Consider the following 18346-nt stretch of genomic DNA (forward strand, 5'->3'; position numbering starts at 1 on the left):
TCAGGGAGGCGCATTCTACAGCAGCTCTCACCACTGTCAACACCTTCCGTAAACCTCTTGATGAGTCGCCTCATCAACCCGCAAAGCCCGTTACCGCCAGCCTTCACAGAGCGGCGCATTCTACGCCGTCCTTCCAGCCTGTCAACCCCTAAATTATCGCTAACTTATTGATTGTAAAGCGCTTTATTCAAAGCAGCTCGACTGGAGAGAGGCGCATTATAGGCCTCTGAGCAGGGCCGTCAAGCGGTTTTCAGCTCGATGCGCGCGAACTTCTTCTTTCCGGCTTGGCAGACGTAGGAATTGCCCACTCGAAACATGAAATCCCGGTCCACTACTTCACCATCCACCCGCACCGAACCAGCAGATAGGAGATCCCGAGCAGCCGCCGCATTCTTGACCATGCCGGCTCGATTAAGGACGGCTGATACAGGGAGGTCTTCTTCGGACTGCACGACCACTTCCGGCAAGTCGTCCGGAAGCTCGCCGTCCTTGAGACGATTTCCGGCGGAACGATGGGCGCTGGCCGCAGCTTCTTCACTATGAAAACGAGCTACCAGCTCTTCCGCTAGCTTTATCTTGATATCGCGAGGATTAGCGCCGCGCTCTACGTCGGCACGATACCCCTCTATCTCCTCCATGCTGCGAAAGCTCAGCAGCTCGTAGTAGCGCCACATCAGCGTATCGGGCATGGAAACGATCTTGTTGTACATTTCGCCAGGCAGGTCATTGATACCCACGTAATTACCCAGCGATTTGGACATCTTCTTCACGCCATCCAGCCCTTCCAATAGCGGCATGGTGACGATGACTTGCGACTCCTGACCATACTGACGTTGTAATTCACGCCCCATGAGGAGATTGAACTTCTGATCGGTCCCGCCGAGCTCGACGTCCGCGCGCATCGCGACAGAGTCATACCCCTGAACCAGGGGATAAAGGAACTCATGAATTGCTATCGACTGCTCGCTCTTGTAGCGCTTATCGAAGTCGTCTCGCTCCAGCATTCGAGCCACGGTGTATTTGCCGGCCAGCTGAATCATGTCGGCAGCGCCAAGCTGATCCATCCACGTTGAATTGAACATGACCTCGGTCCGCTCGCGATCGAGAATCTTGAACACTTGCTCTTTATAGGTCTCGGCATTCAAGACAACCTGCTCGCGAGTGAGCGGCTGACGCGTGACGTTCTTGCCCGACGGATCGCCGATCATTCCGGTGAAGTCACCTATGAGGAACATCACATGATGCCCAAGCTCCTGGAACTGGCGGAGCTTGTTGATGAGCACCGTATGACCCAGATGCAAGTCAGGCGCAGTCGGATCGAAGCCCGCCTTGATCCGCAACGGCTTGTTACGCTCAAGCTTTGCCCGCAACTCGTCTTCCACCAATACTTCACTCGCGCCACGCTTGATCAGCGCCAGCTGCTCTTCAACCGACTTCATCTATGCTTGATCCTGTGCTGCATCAGGGATGTGAAAAAGGCCACAAACCATACAATATTACCGATTGAATTCAACTAAAGATCGCCGCGCAGCGGTCGACAATAAAATAGTGTCGGAAATACGTCACAAAAACCCGCTGTAAAAATGACAGACGGTGTCGACAAAAACTTGCCAGATGCAGGTTTCGGTTATAATTTAGCGAGTTAGTCGACAATCCAAAGAATCAACCAGAAGAGCGCTTATGGCTTCTCACAAGACAAAAACGCCGCGATACCCGAAGAGCCACCTCGTGGCCGCCAGCGGTATCGCCGCCGCGCTGAGCATATTTCTGCTCGTCATTCCCACCACGGATGTCGAAGCGAAGAAGACATTCGTCCAGCTTGAGCTGGATCCGGCACAGCTCCAGTCGCAGGTAACGGCCGCGGCGGAGCTCGACAACCTTGTCAGCGACACCATCACCGCTGCGTCCCCGCTTGACCTTGCCAAGCCTATCGACGCTATGCAGGCTGAATCGGCGACAGCGGTCCTGCAGGCACTTGATGAGACTCCGGTCGCAGTTGCCGAGACCATCGCGCCGCAGCCCACCGACTGGGTCAGCGTTACCGTTGCGGCAGGCAACACCCTGTCCGTGCTATTCAGTCAGATAGGTCTTTCGTCAGGTACATTGCACTCGGCGATGTCCAGCAAAGAGGCGCAGCGTTTCACCCGTCTCAACGTAGGCCAGGTGATAGAGTTCAAGCTCGACGAACAGGGCGATCTGCTCGCTATGCGGTCGAAGATCAATGATCTGGAGACTATCCGGCTCGATCGCGAAAGCGGGAAGTTCAAATTCAGCAAAGAGCTAATCGAACCAGAGGTTCACACTCGATTCGCATCAGGGACGATCGACAGCTCCCTGTTTCTGTCCGCACAGCGTGCCGGGCTTTCGCATAACCTCACCATGCAAATGGCGAACGTCTTCGGCTACGACGTTGACTTCGCCCGTGAAATCCGCAAAGGCGATACATTCGAAGTGCTCTTCGAAGAGCTGCGTGTAGGCGACAAGACCGTCGGCAGCAAGAATATCCTGGCGGCGCGCTTCGTCAATCGCGGCAAGACGTTCACTGCGGTTCGCTATACCGATAAACAAGGATATAGCAGCTATTACCGGGCCGATGGCACGAGCATGCGCAAAGCATTCATCCGTACGCCGGTGGAATTCGCCCGCATCAGCTCGCGCTTCAATCCCGGTCGCCGCCACCCGGTCCTCAACAAGATCCGCGCGCACAAGGGGGTTGATTATGCAGCGGCTACCGGCACGCCGATCAAAGCCACCGGCGATGGCCGCGTCGTTCATGTGGGACGCAAGGGCGGTTACGGCAACACCGTGGTGATTAAGCACGGTCAGAAATACCAGACCCTCTACGCTCACATGGTTCGATACGCCAAAGGCATCGCCCCCGGCAAAAACGTCTCGCAGGGACAGGTCATCGGATACGTTGGAATGACGGGATTGGCTACCGGCCCGCATCTGCACTACGAGTTCCGCATCAACGGTGCCCATGTCGACCCGTTGAGCGTGAAACTGCCAGCGTCCGATCCGATCGCAGCCTCCGAGCGAACCGCCTTCCTGGCGCTTAGCAAAAAACTGATGGCCAACCTCGACCAGCACGGGGACACCCAGCTGGCGATGTTGCAGGAGTAATGCCTTCGTTGCATGTCGGTATCATGTCAGGCACGAGCCTGGATGGTATCGACATTGCAGTTGCTTCATTGGATAGTGATCATCGAAGCGCCGAGCTGCTCGGTGCTATCTGTCTTCCCCTCCCGCCTGAACTCAAAACGCAACTGCTCGATCTCTGCCAGCCAGGCACAGACGAAGTTCGGCGCGCCGCAGCAGCCGGACAAGCCTGGGCGCGGCTGGCCGCAGAAGGCGTTGCAACGCTGCTGATGCGCTGCAATCTCCAAGCAGCCGACATCCTGACTATCGGCAGCCACGGACAGACTATCCGCCACCACCCTGAATTGGGGTTCAGCCTGCAGATCGGCGCGCCCGCCCTGCTCGCCGAGCTCACAGGGATCACAGTGATTACCGACTTCCGAAGCCGGGACGTAGCGGCCGGCGGGCAAGGTGCGCCACTGGTACCGGCGTTCCACGACTGGTTATTGAGTGATCCCAACGCAACGCGGGTACTGGTCAACATCGGAGGCTTCGCCAACCTCACGATTTTGCAGCCCGGTCTATCCGTCACCGGTTTCGACAGCGGGCCTGGCAACGTGCTGATGGACGCTTGGTGTGCTCTACATACCGGTCGTGCCTTCGATGCTGGCGGCGCATGGGCCAGCCGAGGCCGACCGATCCCTCCGCTACTTGCCAGCATGTTGGCGGACCCTTATTTTTCCAAGACAGGGCCGAAGAGCACTGGACGAGAATATTTCAATCAGGCGTGGCTGAAAGCCAGGCTGCAGGGCTTTCCGTTTCAGCCGGAGGCAGTCGATGTTCAAGCCACCTTGCTGGAACTGACCGCGCAAACCATCGCCGCTGCCGCCAATGAGCATAATGTCGCCGGGGGGGATCTGTTCATCTGCGGCGGAGGCGCTCGTAACGACTATCTGATGCTAAGGCTACAACAATTGCTGAGCGATGCATCGGTAAGGTCTACCGAAGCGCTGGGCGTGGATCCCGACTGGATGGAGGCGATGGCATTCGCCTGGCTGGCGTCGCGTTGTATTTCAGGCAGGCCGGGAAATCTACCTGCGGTTACCGGCGCGCGCGGCCCCCGCGTGCTGGGGGCGATCTACCAGGCGTGAGCGCTTAGACTGAAAACGACGAGCCGCAACCGCACGTAGTTGTCGCGTTAGGATTGTTGATCACGAAGCGAGAGCCCTCGAGCCCTTCCTGATAGTCCACCTCGGAACCGGCAAGATACTGGAAGCTCATCGGATCCACCACCAGGCGAACCCCCTCGCGCTCAACGATGGTGTCATCCTCTGCCATTTCGTCATCAAACGTGAAGCCGTACTGGAAACCGGAACAACCACCTCCCGTTACGAAGACACGCAGGCTCAGCCTGTCGTTGCCCTCTTCCTCGATGAGCGAGCGAACCTTGCCGACCGCATTGTCGGAGAAAATAAGGGGAGTCGGGGTGAAGACTTCAGCAGTAGACATGCAACCTCCAGCGACTAGCGTCGCAGCACAACAGGTCGAACATTATCCTTTTCCCGAGTCTTTTGGTCAACTATTAACCGGGCTCAACGTCTGCAACCGAGGTATTTCGACTCACCTGTTCCGGCGCGCCAACGTAATGCAATTGACCGCTTATCTGCGCGCCGATCACCATTTCCATGGCCTGGTAATACAGATCGCCGGTAATCCGAGCCTTGGTATCGAGCTCCAGATGCTCCAACGCATGAACGTCACCTACCACCTGGCCGTTCACTAACACGCTAGGCGCCTTGATGATGCCTTCGACATAACCATGCTCGCTGACCCGAACCAGACCCTGATCCGTCTCGATGTCACCTATGATACGACCGTCCACCTGCAAGGCACCGGTGAACCGCACGTCGCCGCGCAGCTCGGCTTCCTGAGCAATAATGGTGGTCTTGCCGCTGAATTGACCGATATCGGCCCGCTTGTGTTTATCGTTTCCAAACATCGGAACCTTGCTCCCCTTTCCGCCCGCTCGATACTGAGCGGACATGTTACCTTCATTCGGCCAAATGCAACGCCATCCGGATTGTATTTCGTGCTCCAGGTGGACCTGCGAAAACGCAGCTTCATCTTACAACGCAGCCAACCCTATTTCTGTGTGCTGCGGCTCAAAGGCAGAGCGCCTGACGCCGGCGCGCAACGGGGAGCGACGCGCCGACCGACCTACCAGGCTTAACCCACGCAGCACATCGTCTAGCTAGGCTTTCCGCACAGAGTTGGCGGGAAACCATTTCCGCACAGCCGCTTTCAGCTTGGTGAATCCTTTCGTACGAACCAAGGCTCCCGTGCGCACAGCGTTGGCCTTGAGCAAGGAGAGTTCGCCGGGCCTGTACATCTCGTTGGTCTCGATGCAGTAAACAGGCTTGCCTGTTAGCGACATGATTTCGATCGCCTGCTTCTTTTCGCTTTCGATGAACAGGCGTGCCAGAGGCTCCTTCGAGTAGATCTCGGCTTTGAATTTGTGATGGATGTTCAAGCGACGCCGCTCTTCAGCAGTTGGAAGGTCGAGCATGTGCAACTTGCCATAGCGAACGCCGTGGCGCTCAAGCCAGTCCTCGGTCTGAGCGCGATATTTTTCCAGGCGACTGGTCACCAGATGTCCCACTTCGACTGACGGGATAAATAGCGGGTGCGTTTTACCGAGAAAGCTCAGGTAATTCGGTCCGTCGTCATTTTCTTCATTGGTCGGATCGACGCAAAGCACGCCATCGATATCGAGACAGGCCTGGGCAAGATAGGGATGATGCATGATGTTCCACTCGAACATCCGTGGTTGTTCGACCAACTCGAAGTGGACGTCGACCATGTGCCGATTGTTCTTCTCGGCAAAAGCGGCAAGCGTGACCACCTCCCCGGAAAACGCTGCCTTCACCTCTTCGACAGCATCGCGCAGCGAGTTGCCCGAACAGATACTGTCATCCACCAACAAGATCTTCTTCGCGTCCCGCGGGCGAGTGAGCGAAGCGTGCTTGTAGGTGCGGGTCTTGCCTTTCTTCAGTTCGTCGTTACGCAGGAACGACTGGACATCGGTCAACGGAATGTTGAGCTTGAGCGCTATGATACTCGCCGCGAGCATGCCGCTTCGTGGTATCCCTACCACCAGCTCTATGTCGTTGGGTATCTGGCATGCGCCCGCGGTACTGAGCCGCGACAGATCGTTCAAGCTTCTGTAATTCATGACTACTCCTTGCTTCAAAGCGGTAGAGGGTTACTCCTGCGGATAACTCCCGCATAGCTGCCTTGCACTGTTTGGCTTGACTGAATAGGGCGCCAGCACCTCTTCGTAGAGCGCCTGGTACTGGCGAGCGATCACTCGGCTGTCGAACTGACGGACGATCTTTTCCCGGGCGTTTCGAGCCATTTCGTCGTAGCTCTCCGAATGCGCGACCCATTCGACACCGTCTGCGAGACTCCGTGCCTCAAAAGGCTGCGCCTTGAAGCCGTCCTCTAGGTGGGTGACGATATCCTTGGGTCCAGTCGCATCGAAACAGACCACTGGCGTGCCGCAACCCATCGCTTCGGCAAGCGTTTTGCCAAATGCTTCCATCAGACTGGGTGCGACGAATACATCGGCAGCGGAATACAGCAGGCGTAGAGAAATACTGTCGTGGAGGAAGCCGAACGAGGTGTAATCGAAGCCCAGGCGGTCAATGATCGATTGCTCGAGCTTGCCGAAGAAACACAGGTGGTACTGCTCCGGATCGAGAAATTCAAGTGACTCAAGGTATTTACCGAAGCCCTTGTATGGATCGCGCGCATTCGTCGAGCCGGCCAGCACGATCTTCTTGCCCGTTTCGATGCCCAGCATCTTCCGCGCGATCTGCTTGTCGACCGGGAAAAATTCCGCGCTGTCGACGTTATTCGAAATCGTGCGGACGTCGACATCATGGAATAGCTGACTGCGCCTTGCCTGCTCGGTCAACCAGGTACTGATGCCGACCACCTTCAGCGAAGCGGGCAGATATTTTTTCTTGCGGTTGAGCACGAAGCGCGACAGGTCCAGATCCGAGCGGCTGCCAAGCTGGTCACAGCTGCCGCACCCCGTCTCGAACTTCTCGCAGCCCATCGAGTAGTGGCAGCCACCCGTCATGGGCCACATGTCACGCATGGTCCAGATCAACGGCTTGTCGATTTTGGCGAGATGCTTCATGTCGATGAAACCAGCGTTGATCCAATGCAGATGGATGACGTCCGCGGCGCGGTATTCGGCGCTTCGCGTAAAATCTGCGCCCAACAAGCCGGTGCTGAACATGCCTGAGCTACGCTTGGGGTAGAAGCTGGCCAGCGATTGGTCTGCCTGACTCCGGGCGAGACTTGCAACCATTTGAAGCTTGTTGGTGTTGGTCGAGGCGACCGATTCATCGCCGTGTGTGGCCCGGCTATTGGTATAGACAACCGAATCGATCCCGATCGAGCGCATCGCCTGGTGTAACCAGTAGGCACCCCTCGCCGCGCCACCGGTGAGTTCACCAGCCACTACGTGCATTACCTTCATCCGCTCCCTGCCCTCCTGATCTTATAAATGCTCCCTGCCTTTCCTGGGGAACTACTGGTGCTTGGCGCTGGATATCTTGTTACAAAGCTTAGTAACCATTGTGGCGCGGTGGTTCCATTGGCGTGCCAGCATTAGGACAGCCTCGGGCAAACGCGCCCCTTGCGCGCGGCTATGCATGGATGGACCGAGTGTCGAAATGCTCCAACACAGAGCGAGGGAGAAAGCGTCCGATCGGTCGGTTCGACGAATGACAACGAAGGCGGGAGGGGGCACACACGGAGGGGCCGGTTTGACGGTGGCGTGGCCGGTCAGGAGCCTGCGGTGACGGCCCAGTCGAAAGTCTGCTCGACCAGCAGCTTGTCGTTATGCTTGACTCGCAGGCGGACCTGCTTGGGCGTGAAGCCTTGCGGCAAGGAGAGTTCGGAGTCCTGGCTGTTGGCCGGCACCACCTGAAAGTAGCGGAAATCCAGCGGCAGACCGCCATCATCTTCGGCCAACGTCATGCTCGACAAGGGAACGCTTGCAGGCTCGCCGCCCTCCTCGCCGAGAACGTCGATGAAGAGTCTGGCCTGGGTAGTGTCTGCCTCGTTCCCTACACGCGTGACCATGACCTTGTAACGAAAGACGCCGGGCTCGTCCGTTCCCTGCAACTCGAACGCCTGGAAACGTAACCCCGGCGCCATGGCTCGCGGCGACAGGGAACCGCGATAAACGGCCAAATCCTGCTGAACGCGGAACAATTGCTGCTCCAGGTCATGGATCATCACCTGGCTGCCCTTGAGCGACTCGCGTGATACCAAGAGGTCGACTTCCACCTGTCGATACTGTTGCGACACAGCTTCGAGGTCCAGTTGGGTCTGGGCCAGAGCGACCGCCAGCTCGTCTCGCTCGGCCCGTACCGCTTCCTGCGAGCGCAGTGCGGCATCCCAGCCAAGCCAGCCCGCGCCCGGAATGGATAGCAATACAAGCAGTGTCAGAAGCTGGCGCCTGAGCCGCTGCGCGCGGGTCTGATGGGGCACGACAACCAGATTGTGCCCACGTAGCGGCGGGCGGCGTCGCCGTTCCACGTCAGGGCATCAACGCGGGATGGGCAAGACCAAGCGTCTCCTCCAGGCCCAGGGCGATGTTCATGTTCTGTACCGCCTGCCCGGAAGCACCCTTGACCAGGTTGTCGATCACCGACAGTACGACTACGAGGTCGCCGTCCTGTGGGCGGTGCACCGCAATACGACACATGTTGGAGCCACGCACGCTGCGCGTCTCCGGGTGGCTGCCCTTAGGGAGCACGTCGACAAACGGCTCGTTGGCGTAGCGCTCACTGAAGAGGTTCTGCAGGTCCACCGACCGATCCTTGACCGTCGCATACAGCGTCGCATGGATACCGCGAATCATCGGTGTGAGATGAGGCACGAAGGTCAATCCTACCGGGCCTTTCGCTGCCAGCTGCAGCCCCTGGCGTATCTCGGGAAGATGACGATGGCCGGTCACTGTGTAGGCCTTCATGCTTTCCGACGATTCCCCGAGTAGAGAACCGACGCTCGCTCCGCGGCCGGCGCCACTGACGCCGGACTTGCAGTCGGCGATCAAGGTGGACGTATCGGCGAGACCGGCTTCGAGCAAGGGAATCAGGCCCAACTGGGTGGCCGTCGGGTAGCAACCCGGCACGGCGATCAAACGGGCCTGGCGGATGGCATCGCGATTGACCTCTGGCAAACCGTAAACCGCCTGGTCGAGCAGGTCCGGCGCGCCATGTGCCTGCCCGTACCATTTGCTCCACTCGTCGGCATCACGCAGTCGGAAGTCGGCGGACAGATCGATGATGCGCGTGCCGGTCGCCAGCAGCTCGCCGGCCAGCGAATGAGCAACACCGTGAGGAGTGGCAAAGAACACCACATCGCACGCGCCGAGCCGGCCCACATCCGGCACGCTGAAAGCGAGGTCATCGTAATGACCACGCAGGTTCGGATACATGTCCGGCACGCGCATGCCTTCCTCGGAGCGCGAAGTGATGACCTCGACATGCGCCTCGGGGTGCTGTGCCAGCAACCGCAGCAGCTCCACTCCCGTATAACCGGTTCCGCCTACAATGCCGACTTTGATCATGATTCGCTTCCCGACGTTTGAACGTGACTGATGCTGCCCTATGATAAAAGCGCTGGCGGAAATTGCCAGCGACCTGTCACCCTGCCCCGTGTCGTCGGAAGATAAGGAAACACCCCGTGTATCTATGGATCAAAGCTTTACACATTGTCGCGATCGTCACCTGGTTCGCCGGCCTGTTCTATCTGCCGCGCCTGTTCGTTTACCACGCGGCCGCGGATGACGCAGCCAGCCGCGAGCGCTTCAAGGTGATGGAGCGCAAACTGTACCGCGGCATCATGCTGCCTTCGATGATTGCCACGCTGGTATTCGGGATCTGGCTGCTAGTGCTATCTCCGGAATGGATGAAACAGGGCTGGATGCACACCAAGCTGGCATTGGTCGTCCTATTGATCGGCTACCACCATATGTGCGGAGCCTTCCTCAAGCGGTTCGCTGCGGACGCCAATACCCGTTCTCACGTCTTCTTCCGCTGGTTCAACGAAGCACCGGTGCTTGTGCTGCTGGCGATCGTCATCCTGGTGGTGGTCAAGCCGTACTGATCAGTCGGCCATCACCGCTCGCCCCTGGGCCCAGGCGCGCAACGCGTCGATTCGCTCGGCCATGACGACCGAGAGGGGCGATGTGCTGCAAAGCGTATCGACCAGATCCTCGGTCCGAAGCGGCTCCTGCCGAGCCGCCGCAGCGTAAACGGCAGAGACCACTGCCTGCTCGATTTCGGCGCCCGAGAAACCTTCACTGGTTGCGGCCAGTGCGGGCAGGTCAAACGCTTCGACTGGCAGCTCGCGACGGGTCAGGTGAATGGCGAATATGTCGGCCCGGACGTCCTCGCCGGGAAGATCGACGAAGAACATCTCGTCAATCCGCCCCTTGCGAATCAGCTCCGGCGGCAGCTGCGAAACATCGTTAGCAGTTGCCACCAGAAATACCCGGCTTTTCCGCTCGGCCATCCATGTCAGCAAAGTGCCGAGCAGACGGCGGGAAACGCCCGACTCTCCGGTATCCGGCGCAAGCCCTTTCTCGATCTCGTCGATCCACAGCACGCAGGACTCCATCGTGTCTGCCAGCTGCAACGCTTCGCGGAGGTTCTTTTCCGTTTCGCCGATGTACTTGTCATAGAGGCAGGCGAAGTCCAGCCGCAGCAATGGCAACCCCCAGACGCCCGCCACCGACTTGGCAGCCAGGCTCTTTCCCGCCCCCTGCACACCGACAAGCAGCAGCCCCTTGGGCACATCGATACCAACTCCAGCGGTGAAGGTCTGCTGCCGCTCATTGAGCCAGCTTTTGAGGGACCTCAGCCCACCCACCTCGGAAAAATGCGCGGTCTCGTATTCGAAGCTGAGCACGCCATTCATGCCAAGCAAGCCGAATTTAGCGTGATTCAGCACCGGAAGGTCATCGCGCGTGATCGCGCCATCGTCATGGATAAGCTTGCGGGCCAGCTGCCGCGCCTCGGCGTATGTCGTGCCGCGAAGGTTCCTGACTACCTGCTCAAGCGTCTGATTGTCGGTCCGCACGCGCTTGCCCTGGTTCTGCTCGCTCCACTTTGCCGCCTCTTCTCTGACGATGGCCATGAGCTGCTCGGCAGAGGGCATACTCAGGCTGAGTCTTGAAGCCAGGCGGCGCAATTCCGGCGGGAGTGTCAGCGCGTGGCTCACCAGCAGCACGGTCGGCGCCGACTCATCATGATTCATCGCGAGCATTTTCAACTGACGAACCACTCTGGGCGAGTCGAGAAAAGGGTGCAGATCGCAGAGCACATACAAGGACGGCTGGTTGTCGCGGCGTATCCGCTCGAGCGCCTTGTCCGGGTCGGCGGTCTCTTCCGACGCGTCGAGATCGCTGCCGAAGCCCAGCCGCCGTAATCCCTCGACGTGATTCCAGGTGTACCAGGTCTGGGCTCGCTTGATGGCGAGCATGCCGATTGCCTCCAGCACCCTCGACTCTTCCCAGGTCTCCACGAGGATGAGCCTGACGCGGGAGTCGAGCAGCAGCGCGAGGTCGTGAATATCGTTTTTCACAGCGATTTCCTTTCTTCCATGAAGGGCGGCACGGTTTCAATCCGGACGCGGTCTAGTACACTGAAATGCTCAACCGAAACGAGGACGACCCGTGGACTGTCTGTTCTGCAAGATAACCGAGGGAAAAATCCCGGCAAAGAAGATTTTCGAGGACGACCAGGTATTGGCGTTCCACGACATCAACCCGCAGGCCCCGGTGCATTTTCTGGTGATTCCGAAAAAGCACATCGCTACGCTCAACGACGTCACCGAAGCAGACCGTGAACTGGTGGGACATATGGTCTACGTGGGCCAGAAACTGGCGCTGGAACTAGGCTGCGAAGCTGGCTTTCGCACCGTTTTCAATTGCAAGGAAATGGGCAGCCAGACGGTCTATCACATCCATCTTCACGTCCTCGGTCAGCGCCAGATGGGCTGGCCGCCGGGTTGACCCAGCGCAAGGCATCCTCCGGTCGTTCGGGATAACCTGCGGCCATTTTTCACGGAGCACAGCATGACCACACGCCGCCATACCTTTGTAGACCGCCTGCTGATCCAGGCCGATCAGTCGCTGCGCACCCTGGTGCCCGGCGCCGCCCTGGCCAACCGCCCTTCCCCGGCATTGCCGCTGGCGGACCATGCCTTACCCGAGACCGAGCGCCGCCGGGTCGCCGGGCTGATGCGCATCAACCATACCGGGGAAGTGTGTGCCCAGGCGTTGTATCAGGGGCAGGCGCTGACAGCGAAACTGCCTGACATTCGCAGAAAGATGGAGCAGGCAGCGGAAGAAGAGATCGATCATCTCGCCTGGTGTGAACAGCGTCTAAAGGAATTGAACAGTCATCCGAGCGTATTCAATCCGCTGTTCTACGGGGTGTCGTTCGGTCTGGGAGCGGTAGCAGGCCTGGTCAGCGACCGCGTAAGCCTCGGCTTCGTGGCGGCGACAGAGCAGTTAGTCGAGCGGCATCTGGATGATCACCTGACCCGCCTGCCGGTTGACGATGCGCGGTCGCGGGCGATTCTCGAGCAGATGCGCGACGATGAAATCCAACATGGCAACCAGGCGCTGGCCGCCGGCGGCGTGCGCTTCCCGGCGCCGGTCAAGGCAGCCATGACGTTGATGTCGAAGGTCATGACCACCGCAACCTACCGGGTGTGAATCAGTCGATATCGACGATTTCGTAGTCGTGCGTGATCTCCACCCCGGCGCGACCGAACATGATCGATGCCGAGCAGTACTTTTCAGCAGACAGCTCCACCGCGCGCTTGACGTGCGCTTCCTTCAGACCTTTGCCGGTCACCACGAAGCGCACGTGTATGCGGGTGAAGACCTTCGGCTCGGCCTCGGCACGCTCCGCCTCCAGCAGGGTGTGGACGTCGCGGATATCCTGGCGGGCCTTCTTGAGGATGCTGACGACGTCGTAACTGGCGCAGCCACCGAGGCCGATCAGCACGGTCTCCATCGGACGCACGCCCATGTTGCGCCCACCGGCGTCAGGCGGTCCGTCCATCACTACCGTATGGCCACTACCCGACTCACCGAGAAACATGGCGCCGTCGACCCACTTGATATGTGCTTTCATCCGCTTCTCCGGCAGGGTAAATTCGCTATTCAGAGGCCGGGCAGAATACCACAGCCATATGAGGCAGAGTGCCGCTATGGCCACGACCGGCAAAACTGGACATAATCAGTTTTGGTCTCAATACGAGGCTCTCTCTAACGACCCGCATCAATGGTACGCTCGAAAAATAAGAAGTCTGCAAGCCTTCCACCCGCCCTGCCCGGCTGGCTTGACAAGCTTCACTGCCAGGGACACATGTAATGGTTGCAATCGCGCTGACACCGAAAATCAAGAATCTCGACGCCTACCTCGCTCACTGTCACCGCCGCAAATTCGCCGCCCGCAGCACCATCATCCACGCCGGAGACGCTTCAGACAGCCTGTTCTTCATCGTCAAAGGCTCGGTCACCATTCTCATCGAGGATGAACACGGTCGCGAAATGATCATCGCCTACCTCAACCAGGGGGACTTCTTCGGCGAGATGGGCCTGTTCGACCAGTCCGCGGCGCAACAGGACCGCAGTGCCTGGGTTCGGGCGAAAACCGAATGCGAAGTTGCGGAAGTCAGCTACGCGAAATTTCGCGAGCTCAGCCAGCGCGATCCCGACCTGCTGTACGCAGTCGGCCGGCAGATGGCCGAACGGTTGCGCAACACGACGCGCAAGGTCGGCAACCTCGCCTTCCTCGATGTGACCGGGCGCGTTGCCGGCAGCCTCCTCGAGTTGTGCAAGCAGCCGGACGCCATGACCCATCCCGACGGCATGCAGATCAAGATCACCCGCCAGGAGATCGGTCGCATCGTCGGTTGCTCGCGGGAGATGGTTGGTCGCGTCCTCAAGAGCCTCGAAGAGCAGGGTCTGATCGAGGTCAAGGGCAAGACCATGGTGATCTACGGTACCCGCTGAACTGCAGCGTGCCGAGGGCTCATGTACAATCGCCTGGATAACATTCCGATGGCGAGGCGAATATGGGCTTGAACAACCAGTGGATGCAGCGCGACATCTCAGTCCTGTGGCATCCCTGCACCCAGATGAAGGATCACGAGCACATGCCGGTCATCCCCGTTCAGCGGGGAGAAGGCGTATGGCTTCACGACTTCGAAGGTAACCGCTATCTGGACGCGGTCAGCTCCTGGTGGGTCAACATCCTCGGGCACGCCAACCCCTATATCAACGAGCGTATCAAGCAACAGCTCGACACTCTTGAACACGTAATCCTCGCCGGTTTCACCCACCCCGCCGTGGTCGAGCTGTCTGAGCGTCTGGTCGCCATGACGCCAGCGCCGCTGACGCGCTGCTTCTATGCCGACAATGGCTCGTCCTGTATCGAAGTCGCGTTGAAGATGAGCTTTCATTATTGGCTGAACAAGGGTCAGCCGAAGAAGAAGCGATTCATCACACTCTCCAACAGCTACCACGGCGAAACGCTCGCCGCACTGGCCGTTGGCGACGTTGCGCTATACAAGTCGACCTATGCACCGCTGCTCATGGACGTGATCACCGTGCCGTCGCCCGATTGCTACGAGCGTGACGCCGGGGCAACCTGGGAAGAACACAGCCGACTGATGTTCGAGCACATGGAACGGGCGCTGGCGGAAAACCACGAAGAAGTCGCCGCGGTTATCGTTGAGCCGTTGATTCAATGCGCGGCCGGAATGCGGATGTACCACCCGGTTTACCTGAAACTGCTGCGCGAAGCCTGCGACCGCTACGGCGTGCATCTGATACATGATGAAATTGCCGTCGGCTTCGGGCGTACCGGAACGCTGTTCGCCTGCGAGCAGGCAGACATTGCGCCGGATTTCCTCTGTCTATCCAAGGCCTTGACCGGAGGTTATCTGCCGATGGCGGTGTGCCTGACCACCGACACCGTGTACGAGGCCTTTTACGACGACTACGAAACCATGCGAGCCTTCCTGCATTCGCATAGTTATACCGGCAACCCTCTGGCCTGCGCTGCGGCGCTCGCCACGCTCGAACTGCTCGAGCAGAACAACGTGATCGAGGCCAACAAGGTCCTGTCCGCGCATATGGCCAAAGCCACCGCACATTTCGTCGACCATCCACACGTGGCCGAAGTACGGCAGACCGGAATGGTGTTGGCCATCGAAATGGTCAAGGACAAGGACAGCAAAACGCCCTACCCCTGGCAGGAGCGCCGCGGTATTCGCGTCTATCAGCACGGCCTGAAGAACGAAGCGTTGCTGCGCCCGTTGGGCAGTGTGGTGTATTTCATGCCGCCGTATGTGATCACGCCGGACCAGATCGACCATCTGGCCGCGGTCGCCTGGGAAGGGATTCAACTGGCTACGCGGGACTGAGCGATGCGCGTGTCGCGGTTCTATCTTGATGCGCCCCTGAGCGAGGGCGAACACCTGCTCGAAGGCGACCTGGCCCATTATGTCGGCCGGGTGCTTCGCCTCAGCCCGGGCGCTTCGGTACAAATTTTCAACGGCAGTGGCCAGGAGTGGCCAGGACAGGTCCTTCAGGTGGGCAAGCGCGAGGTACAGGTGTCGCTGAAACCGGCGGTACCGGGACTTGCCGAGTCTTCGCTGAAGGTCCACCTGGGACAGGCGTTATCGCGCGGCGAGAGGATGGACTGGGCCATTCAGAAGGCGGTCGAGCTGGGGGTGAGCGAGATCACTCCGCTGTTTACCGAGCGCTGCGAAGTGAAACTGCAGGGCGAGCGCGCCGACAAGCGTCAAAGCCACTGGCAGCAGATCGCGATCAGCGCTTGCGAACAGTGCGGGCGCAGCGTGGTGCCCCCCGTGCATCCTCCGCAACCTCTCGACGCCTGGCAGGGCTCGCTTGATGCCGACCTGAGACTGGTTTTGCATCACCGCACCGATCAAGACCTCACGCAGGTAAGCTCGCCCCGAAAACTGGCGGTGCTGATCGGGCCGGAAGGCGGCCTGTCCGAGGAAGAAATCGAGCGTTCGATCGCACAGGGCTTCGTCGCTGCGCGCTTCGGACCGCGCGTTCTGCGCACCGAAACCGCTCCGATCGTGGCTTTGAGCATTGCCCAGCATCTGTGGGGCGACTTGTAACGCCCGGCTTGCCGGCGTCTCAATCAGGAATGACCATGGACTTGATGCAGGCTGCGCTGATCGCCATTGGCGGCTTTGCTGCTGGCGCGATGAATGCGCTGGCCGGCGGCGGCACCTTTTTCTCATTCCCGACGTTGCTGGCGGTCGGCATCGCGCCCGTGACAGCCAATGCCACCAACGCCGTTGCGCTCTGGCCGGCGAGTGTCTCGGCAGCGCTGGCGCTGCGTCCGGAGCTGCGGCGGTTGTCGCTGCGTCACTATCTCGTACCACTGATGGCAGCGGCAGCCATCGGCGGGCTGGTCGGTGGCGTACTGCTTCTACTGACCAGTAACCAGCTGTTCTACCGGCTGGTGCCGTGGCTGCTGCTCCTGGCAACCCTGCTGTTCACGTTCAGTCCCTGGCTGGGCAGACAAGTGGCCAGACTCGATTCCGGCCAGGGTCGGCGCGAGCATCTCACTGTCACCGGCTTCTTTGCGCAACTGGCGGTATCGCTCTACGGGGGCTTCTTCGGCGCAGGAATGGGCATCATGATGATTGCCAGTCTGGCGATTTCCGGGCATACCCAGATCGTCCGCATCAATGCGATCAAGAGCCTGATGTCCTCGGTCATCTACAGTGTCGCGGCGCTGACCTTCATCATTGCCGGCGCGGTACACTGGCCGGCGCTTGGCATCATGTTGCTGGGCACGGTCAGCGGTGGTTACTGTGGCGGACTCATCGCCCGCTGGCTGCCCAATGTCTGGCTGCGACGCGTGGTGACCGCTATCGCCTGGGGACTGACCCTTTATTATTTCCACGACGTATACGCTTGATTGATTCCCCGGGTCGGCTTGGGTAATGTTCGCCGGAACCGACCCGCCCAGATTACCGAGGTAAACGCATGGCCCGGAAGAAACCAGTGGATTTCGAACAGTCGTTGAGCGAGCTCCAGGCGCTGGTCGAGCGACTGGAAAGCGGCGACCTGAGCCTTGAGCAATCGCTGACCGCATTCGAGCAGGGCGTGGCCCTCACCCGGGACTGCCAGCAGGCGCTCACACTGGCTGAACAGAAGGTGCAGCAACTGATCGAGCAGAACGGTGCGCTGACCACGACGCCCTTCGACGGCGATGCCGAATGAGCGGATTTGTCGGCTACTTGCAGCAATGCCAGCAGCGCATCAATCTCGAGCTGACCCAACGCCTGCACAATCAGCATCCCCGCCTTGAGCGCCTGTACGACGCGATGCGCTACAGCGTCACCATGGGTGGCAAGCGCGTCCGCCCATTGCTCGCATACGCCAGTTGCGAAGCGCTTGGCGGTTCTGCCGAACAGGCCGACACCGCCGCCGCTGCGGTTGAGCTGATCCACGCCTATTCCCTGATCCATGACGACCTGCCCGCTATGGACGATGACGATCTGCGTCGCGGTCAGCCGACCTGTCACAGAGCCTACGACGAGGCGACCGCGATTCTTGCCGGCGATGGCCTGCAGGCGCTGGCGTTCGACTGGCTTGCACAGGAGTCGCGCTATGCCGCGGAGACCCGTCTGGAGATGATCCGCACGCTTGCCGGAGCCGCCGGGCCGCAGGGCATGGTCGGCGGCCAAGCGATTGATCTCGCCGCCGTCGGACACAAGCTCGATCTGGCAACACTGGAAGACATGCACCTACACAAAACGGGCGCGCTGATCAGCGCAGCAGTGCAACTGGGAGCACTGGCCAGCCAATACGCCACCGATGACCAGCTGCAAACCCTGCGCCGCTACGCTCGCGCCATCGGCCTGGCATTTCAGGTCCAGGATGACATCCTCGATGTGCAAAGCGACACCGCCACGCTGGGCAAACAGCAAGGCGCAGACATCGCCCGCGACAAACCGACCTATCCTGCCCTGCTCGGCCTCGAACAGGCGCAATCCCTGGCACTGCATTTGCGTGACGAAGCACTCGCTGCGATCGAGTGTTTCGGCCCTGATGCTGCTCGCTTGCGTGAACTTGCCGACTATATTGTGCAGAGACGCTTCTGATTGTGGCGCG

Annotated in this window: 20 protein-coding genes; 11 read left to right on the forward strand and 9 right to left on the reverse strand. The window is 59.5% G+C overall.

Annotated features, from left to right (window positions below; all coding sequences use genetic code 11):
- Positions 1 to 239: 239 nt before the first annotated feature.
- Positions 240 to 1439: a tyrosine--tRNA ligase gene (gene tyrS, locus BLT85_RS12790; protein WP_093395418.1), complete on the reverse strand. Its 1200-nt coding sequence runs from the start codon at positions 1437 to 1439 to the stop codon at positions 240 to 242.
- Between the two features lie 241 nt (positions 1440 to 1680).
- Between tyrS and BLT85_RS12795 the strand changes: the two genes are divergently transcribed.
- The gene (locus tag BLT85_RS12795) at positions 1681 to 3123 is read left to right on the forward strand and encodes a peptidoglycan DD-metalloendopeptidase family protein (protein WP_093395421.1); all 1443 of its coding nucleotides are present in this window, start codon (positions 1681 to 1683) and stop codon (positions 3121 to 3123) included.
- Positions 3123 to 4229, forward strand: a complete 1107-nt coding sequence (locus BLT85_RS12800; protein ID WP_093395424.1) for an anhydro-N-acetylmuramic acid kinase — start codon at positions 3123 to 3125, stop codon at positions 4227 to 4229. Before BLT85_RS12795 ends, BLT85_RS12800 begins: the two co-directional genes overlap by 1 nt.
- Positions 4230 to 4233: 4 nt before the next feature.
- Here the strand turns inward: BLT85_RS12800 and erpA are convergent, their stop codons facing one another.
- The 6 genes from erpA to argC all read right to left on the reverse strand — a co-directional run bounded on the left by erpA (position 4234) and on the right by argC (position 9730).
- Positions 4234 to 4587, reverse strand: a complete 354-nt coding sequence (gene erpA, locus BLT85_RS12805; protein ID WP_093395427.1) for an iron-sulfur cluster insertion protein ErpA — start codon at positions 4585 to 4587, stop codon at positions 4234 to 4236.
- Between the two features lie 73 nt (positions 4588 to 4660).
- Positions 4661 to 5077: a bactofilin family protein gene (locus tag BLT85_RS12810; protein ID WP_093397754.1), complete on the reverse strand. Its 417-nt coding sequence runs from the start codon at positions 5075 to 5077 to the stop codon at positions 4661 to 4663.
- Positions 5078 to 5329: 252 nt separating this feature from the next.
- Entirely contained in the window at positions 5330 to 6310 is a 981-nt protein-coding gene (locus BLT85_RS12815; protein WP_093395430.1) for a phosphoribosyltransferase family protein, read from the reverse strand.
- Between the two features lie 30 nt (positions 6311 to 6340).
- A complete protein-coding gene (locus BLT85_RS12820) occupies positions 6341 to 7627 on the reverse strand; it encodes a glycosyltransferase family 4 protein (protein ID WP_093395433.1) in 1287 nt (428 codons plus the stop codon).
- Between the two features lie 308 nt (positions 7628 to 7935).
- The gene (locus tag BLT85_RS12825; RefSeq protein ID WP_093395436.1) at positions 7936 to 8694 is read right to left on the reverse strand and encodes a DUF6776 family protein; all 759 of its coding nucleotides are present in this window, start codon (positions 8692 to 8694) and stop codon (positions 7936 to 7938) included.
- 1 nt (position 8695) lies between these two features.
- On the reverse strand, positions 8696 to 9730 hold the full coding sequence (gene argC, locus BLT85_RS12830; RefSeq protein WP_093395439.1) for an N-acetyl-gamma-glutamyl-phosphate reductase: 1035 nt from the start codon (positions 9728 to 9730) through the stop codon (positions 8696 to 8698).
- 116 nt (positions 9731 to 9846) lie between these two features.
- Between argC and hemJ the strand changes: the two genes are divergently transcribed.
- Positions 9847 to 10269: a protoporphyrinogen oxidase HemJ gene (hemJ, locus tag BLT85_RS12835; protein WP_093395442.1), complete on the forward strand. Its 423-nt coding sequence runs from the start codon at positions 9847 to 9849 to the stop codon at positions 10267 to 10269.
- On the opposite strand, the gene BLT85_RS12840 is transcribed toward hemJ, so the two are convergent.
- Positions 10270 to 11748, reverse strand: coding sequence for an AAA family ATPase (locus BLT85_RS12840; protein WP_093395445.1), 1479 nt, complete (start codon positions 11746 to 11748; stop codon positions 10270 to 10272).
- 91 nt (positions 11749 to 11839) lie between these two features.
- On the opposite strand from BLT85_RS12840, the gene BLT85_RS12845 reads away from it, so the two are divergent.
- Together BLT85_RS12845 and coq7 are read left to right on the forward strand one after the other, a co-directional pair.
- The gene (locus tag BLT85_RS12845; RefSeq protein WP_093395448.1) at positions 11840 to 12178 is read left to right on the forward strand and encodes a histidine triad nucleotide-binding protein; all 339 of its coding nucleotides are present in this window, start codon (positions 11840 to 11842) and stop codon (positions 12176 to 12178) included.
- A 63-nt stretch (positions 12179 to 12241) separates the two neighbouring features.
- Positions 12242 to 12886 (forward strand): 2-polyprenyl-3-methyl-6-methoxy-1,4-benzoquinone monooxygenase, encoded by a 645-nt coding sequence (gene coq7, locus BLT85_RS12850; protein ID WP_093395451.1) that lies wholly within the window; start codon positions 12242 to 12244, stop codon positions 12884 to 12886.
- Between the two features lies 1 nt (position 12887).
- Here the strand turns inward: coq7 and BLT85_RS12855 are convergent, their stop codons facing one another.
- Positions 12888 to 13310, reverse strand: coding sequence for an OsmC family protein (locus tag BLT85_RS12855; RefSeq protein WP_093395454.1), 423 nt, complete (start codon positions 13308 to 13310; stop codon positions 12888 to 12890).
- Between the two features lie 239 nt (positions 13311 to 13549).
- On the opposite strand from BLT85_RS12855, the gene crp reads away from it, so the two are divergent.
- The 6 genes from crp to ispA all read left to right on the forward strand — a co-directional run bounded on the left by crp (position 13550) and on the right by ispA (position 18336).
- Positions 13550 to 14194 carry a cAMP-activated global transcriptional regulator CRP gene (gene crp, locus BLT85_RS12860; protein ID WP_093395457.1) on the forward strand — a complete coding sequence of 215 codons (645 nt, stop codon included), beginning with the start codon at positions 13550 to 13552 and terminating at the stop codon, positions 14192 to 14194.
- A 62-nt stretch (positions 14195 to 14256) separates the two neighbouring features.
- Positions 14257 to 15609, forward strand: coding sequence for an adenosylmethionine--8-amino-7-oxononanoate transaminase (locus tag BLT85_RS12865; RefSeq protein ID WP_093395459.1), 1353 nt, complete (start codon positions 14257 to 14259; stop codon positions 15607 to 15609).
- A gap of 3 nt (positions 15610 to 15612) precedes the next feature.
- Complete coding sequence (locus tag BLT85_RS12870) at positions 15613 to 16335, forward strand: 16S rRNA (uracil(1498)-N(3))-methyltransferase (RefSeq protein ID WP_093395461.1); 723 nt, start codon at positions 15613 to 15615, stop codon at positions 16333 to 16335.
- A 35-nt stretch (positions 16336 to 16370) separates the two neighbouring features.
- A complete protein-coding gene (locus BLT85_RS12875) occupies positions 16371 to 17147 on the forward strand; it encodes a sulfite exporter TauE/SafE family protein (RefSeq protein ID WP_093395463.1) in 777 nt (258 codons plus the stop codon).
- 68 nt (positions 17148 to 17215) lie between these two features.
- The gene (locus tag BLT85_RS12880; protein ID WP_093395465.1) at positions 17216 to 17452 is read left to right on the forward strand and encodes an exodeoxyribonuclease VII small subunit; all 237 of its coding nucleotides are present in this window, start codon (positions 17216 to 17218) and stop codon (positions 17450 to 17452) included.
- Positions 17449 to 18336: a (2E,6E)-farnesyl diphosphate synthase gene (gene ispA / locus BLT85_RS12885; protein WP_093395467.1), complete on the forward strand. Its 888-nt coding sequence runs from the start codon at positions 17449 to 17451 to the stop codon at positions 18334 to 18336. The genes BLT85_RS12880 and ispA overlap by 4 nt, the downstream gene beginning before the upstream one ends.
- The last annotated feature ends 10 nt before the right edge of the window (positions 18337 to 18346 follow it).

The sequence above is a fragment of the Halopseudomonas xinjiangensis genome (assembly GCF_900104945.1).
GTDB classification, from domain to species: Bacteria; Pseudomonadota; Gammaproteobacteria; order Pseudomonadales; family Pseudomonadaceae; genus Halopseudomonas; species Halopseudomonas xinjiangensis.

What these genes read in the sequence shown, in the direction of transcription:
- tyrS (WP_093395418.1), bottom strand. Translation starts at nt 1,439, where the DNA reads ATGAAGTCGGTTGAAGAGCAGCTGGCGCTGATCAAGCGTGGCGCGAGT.
- BLT85_RS12795 (WP_093395421.1), top strand. Translation starts at nt 1,681, where the DNA reads ATGGCTTCTCACAAGACAAAAACGCCGCGATACCCGAAGAGCCACCTC.
- BLT85_RS12800 (WP_093395424.1), top strand. Translation starts at nt 3,123, where the DNA reads ATGCCTTCGTTGCATGTCGGTATCATGTCAGGCACGAGCCTGGATGGT.
- erpA (WP_093395427.1), bottom strand. Translation starts at nt 4,587, where the DNA reads ATGTCTACTGCTGAAGTCTTCACCCCGACTCCCCTTATTTTCTCCGAC.
- BLT85_RS12810 (WP_093397754.1), bottom strand. Translation starts at nt 5,077, where the DNA reads ATGTTTGGAAACGATAAACACAAGCGGGCCGATATCGGTCAATTCAGC.
- BLT85_RS12815 (WP_093395430.1), bottom strand. Translation starts at nt 6,310, where the DNA reads ATGAATTACAGAAGCTTGAACGATCTGTCGCGGCTCAGTACCGCGGGC.
- BLT85_RS12820 (WP_093395433.1), bottom strand. Translation starts at nt 7,627, where the DNA reads ATGAAGGTAATGCACGTAGTGGCTGGTGAACTCACCGGTGGCGCGGCG.
- argC (WP_093395439.1), bottom strand. Translation starts at nt 9,730, where the DNA reads ATGATCAAAGTCGGCATTGTAGGCGGAACCGGTTATACGGGAGTGGAG.
- coq7 (WP_093395451.1), top strand. Translation starts at nt 12,242, where the DNA reads ATGACCACACGCCGCCATACCTTTGTAGACCGCCTGCTGATCCAGGCC.
- BLT85_RS12855 (WP_093395454.1), bottom strand. Translation starts at nt 13,310, where the DNA reads ATGAAAGCACATATCAAGTGGGTCGACGGCGCCATGTTTCTCGGTGAG.
- crp (WP_093395457.1), top strand. Translation starts at nt 13,550, where the DNA reads ATGGTTGCAATCGCGCTGACACCGAAAATCAAGAATCTCGACGCCTAC.
- BLT85_RS12865 (WP_093395459.1), top strand. Translation starts at nt 14,257, where the DNA reads ATGGGCTTGAACAACCAGTGGATGCAGCGCGACATCTCAGTCCTGTGG.
- BLT85_RS12870 (WP_093395461.1), top strand. Translation starts at nt 15,613, where the DNA reads ATGCGCGTGTCGCGGTTCTATCTTGATGCGCCCCTGAGCGAGGGCGAA.
- BLT85_RS12875 (WP_093395463.1), top strand. Translation starts at nt 16,371, where the DNA reads ATGGACTTGATGCAGGCTGCGCTGATCGCCATTGGCGGCTTTGCTGCT.
- BLT85_RS12880 (WP_093395465.1), top strand. Translation starts at nt 17,216, where the DNA reads ATGGCCCGGAAGAAACCAGTGGATTTCGAACAGTCGTTGAGCGAGCTC.
- ispA (WP_093395467.1), top strand. Translation starts at nt 17,449, where the DNA reads ATGAGCGGATTTGTCGGCTACTTGCAGCAATGCCAGCAGCGCATCAAT.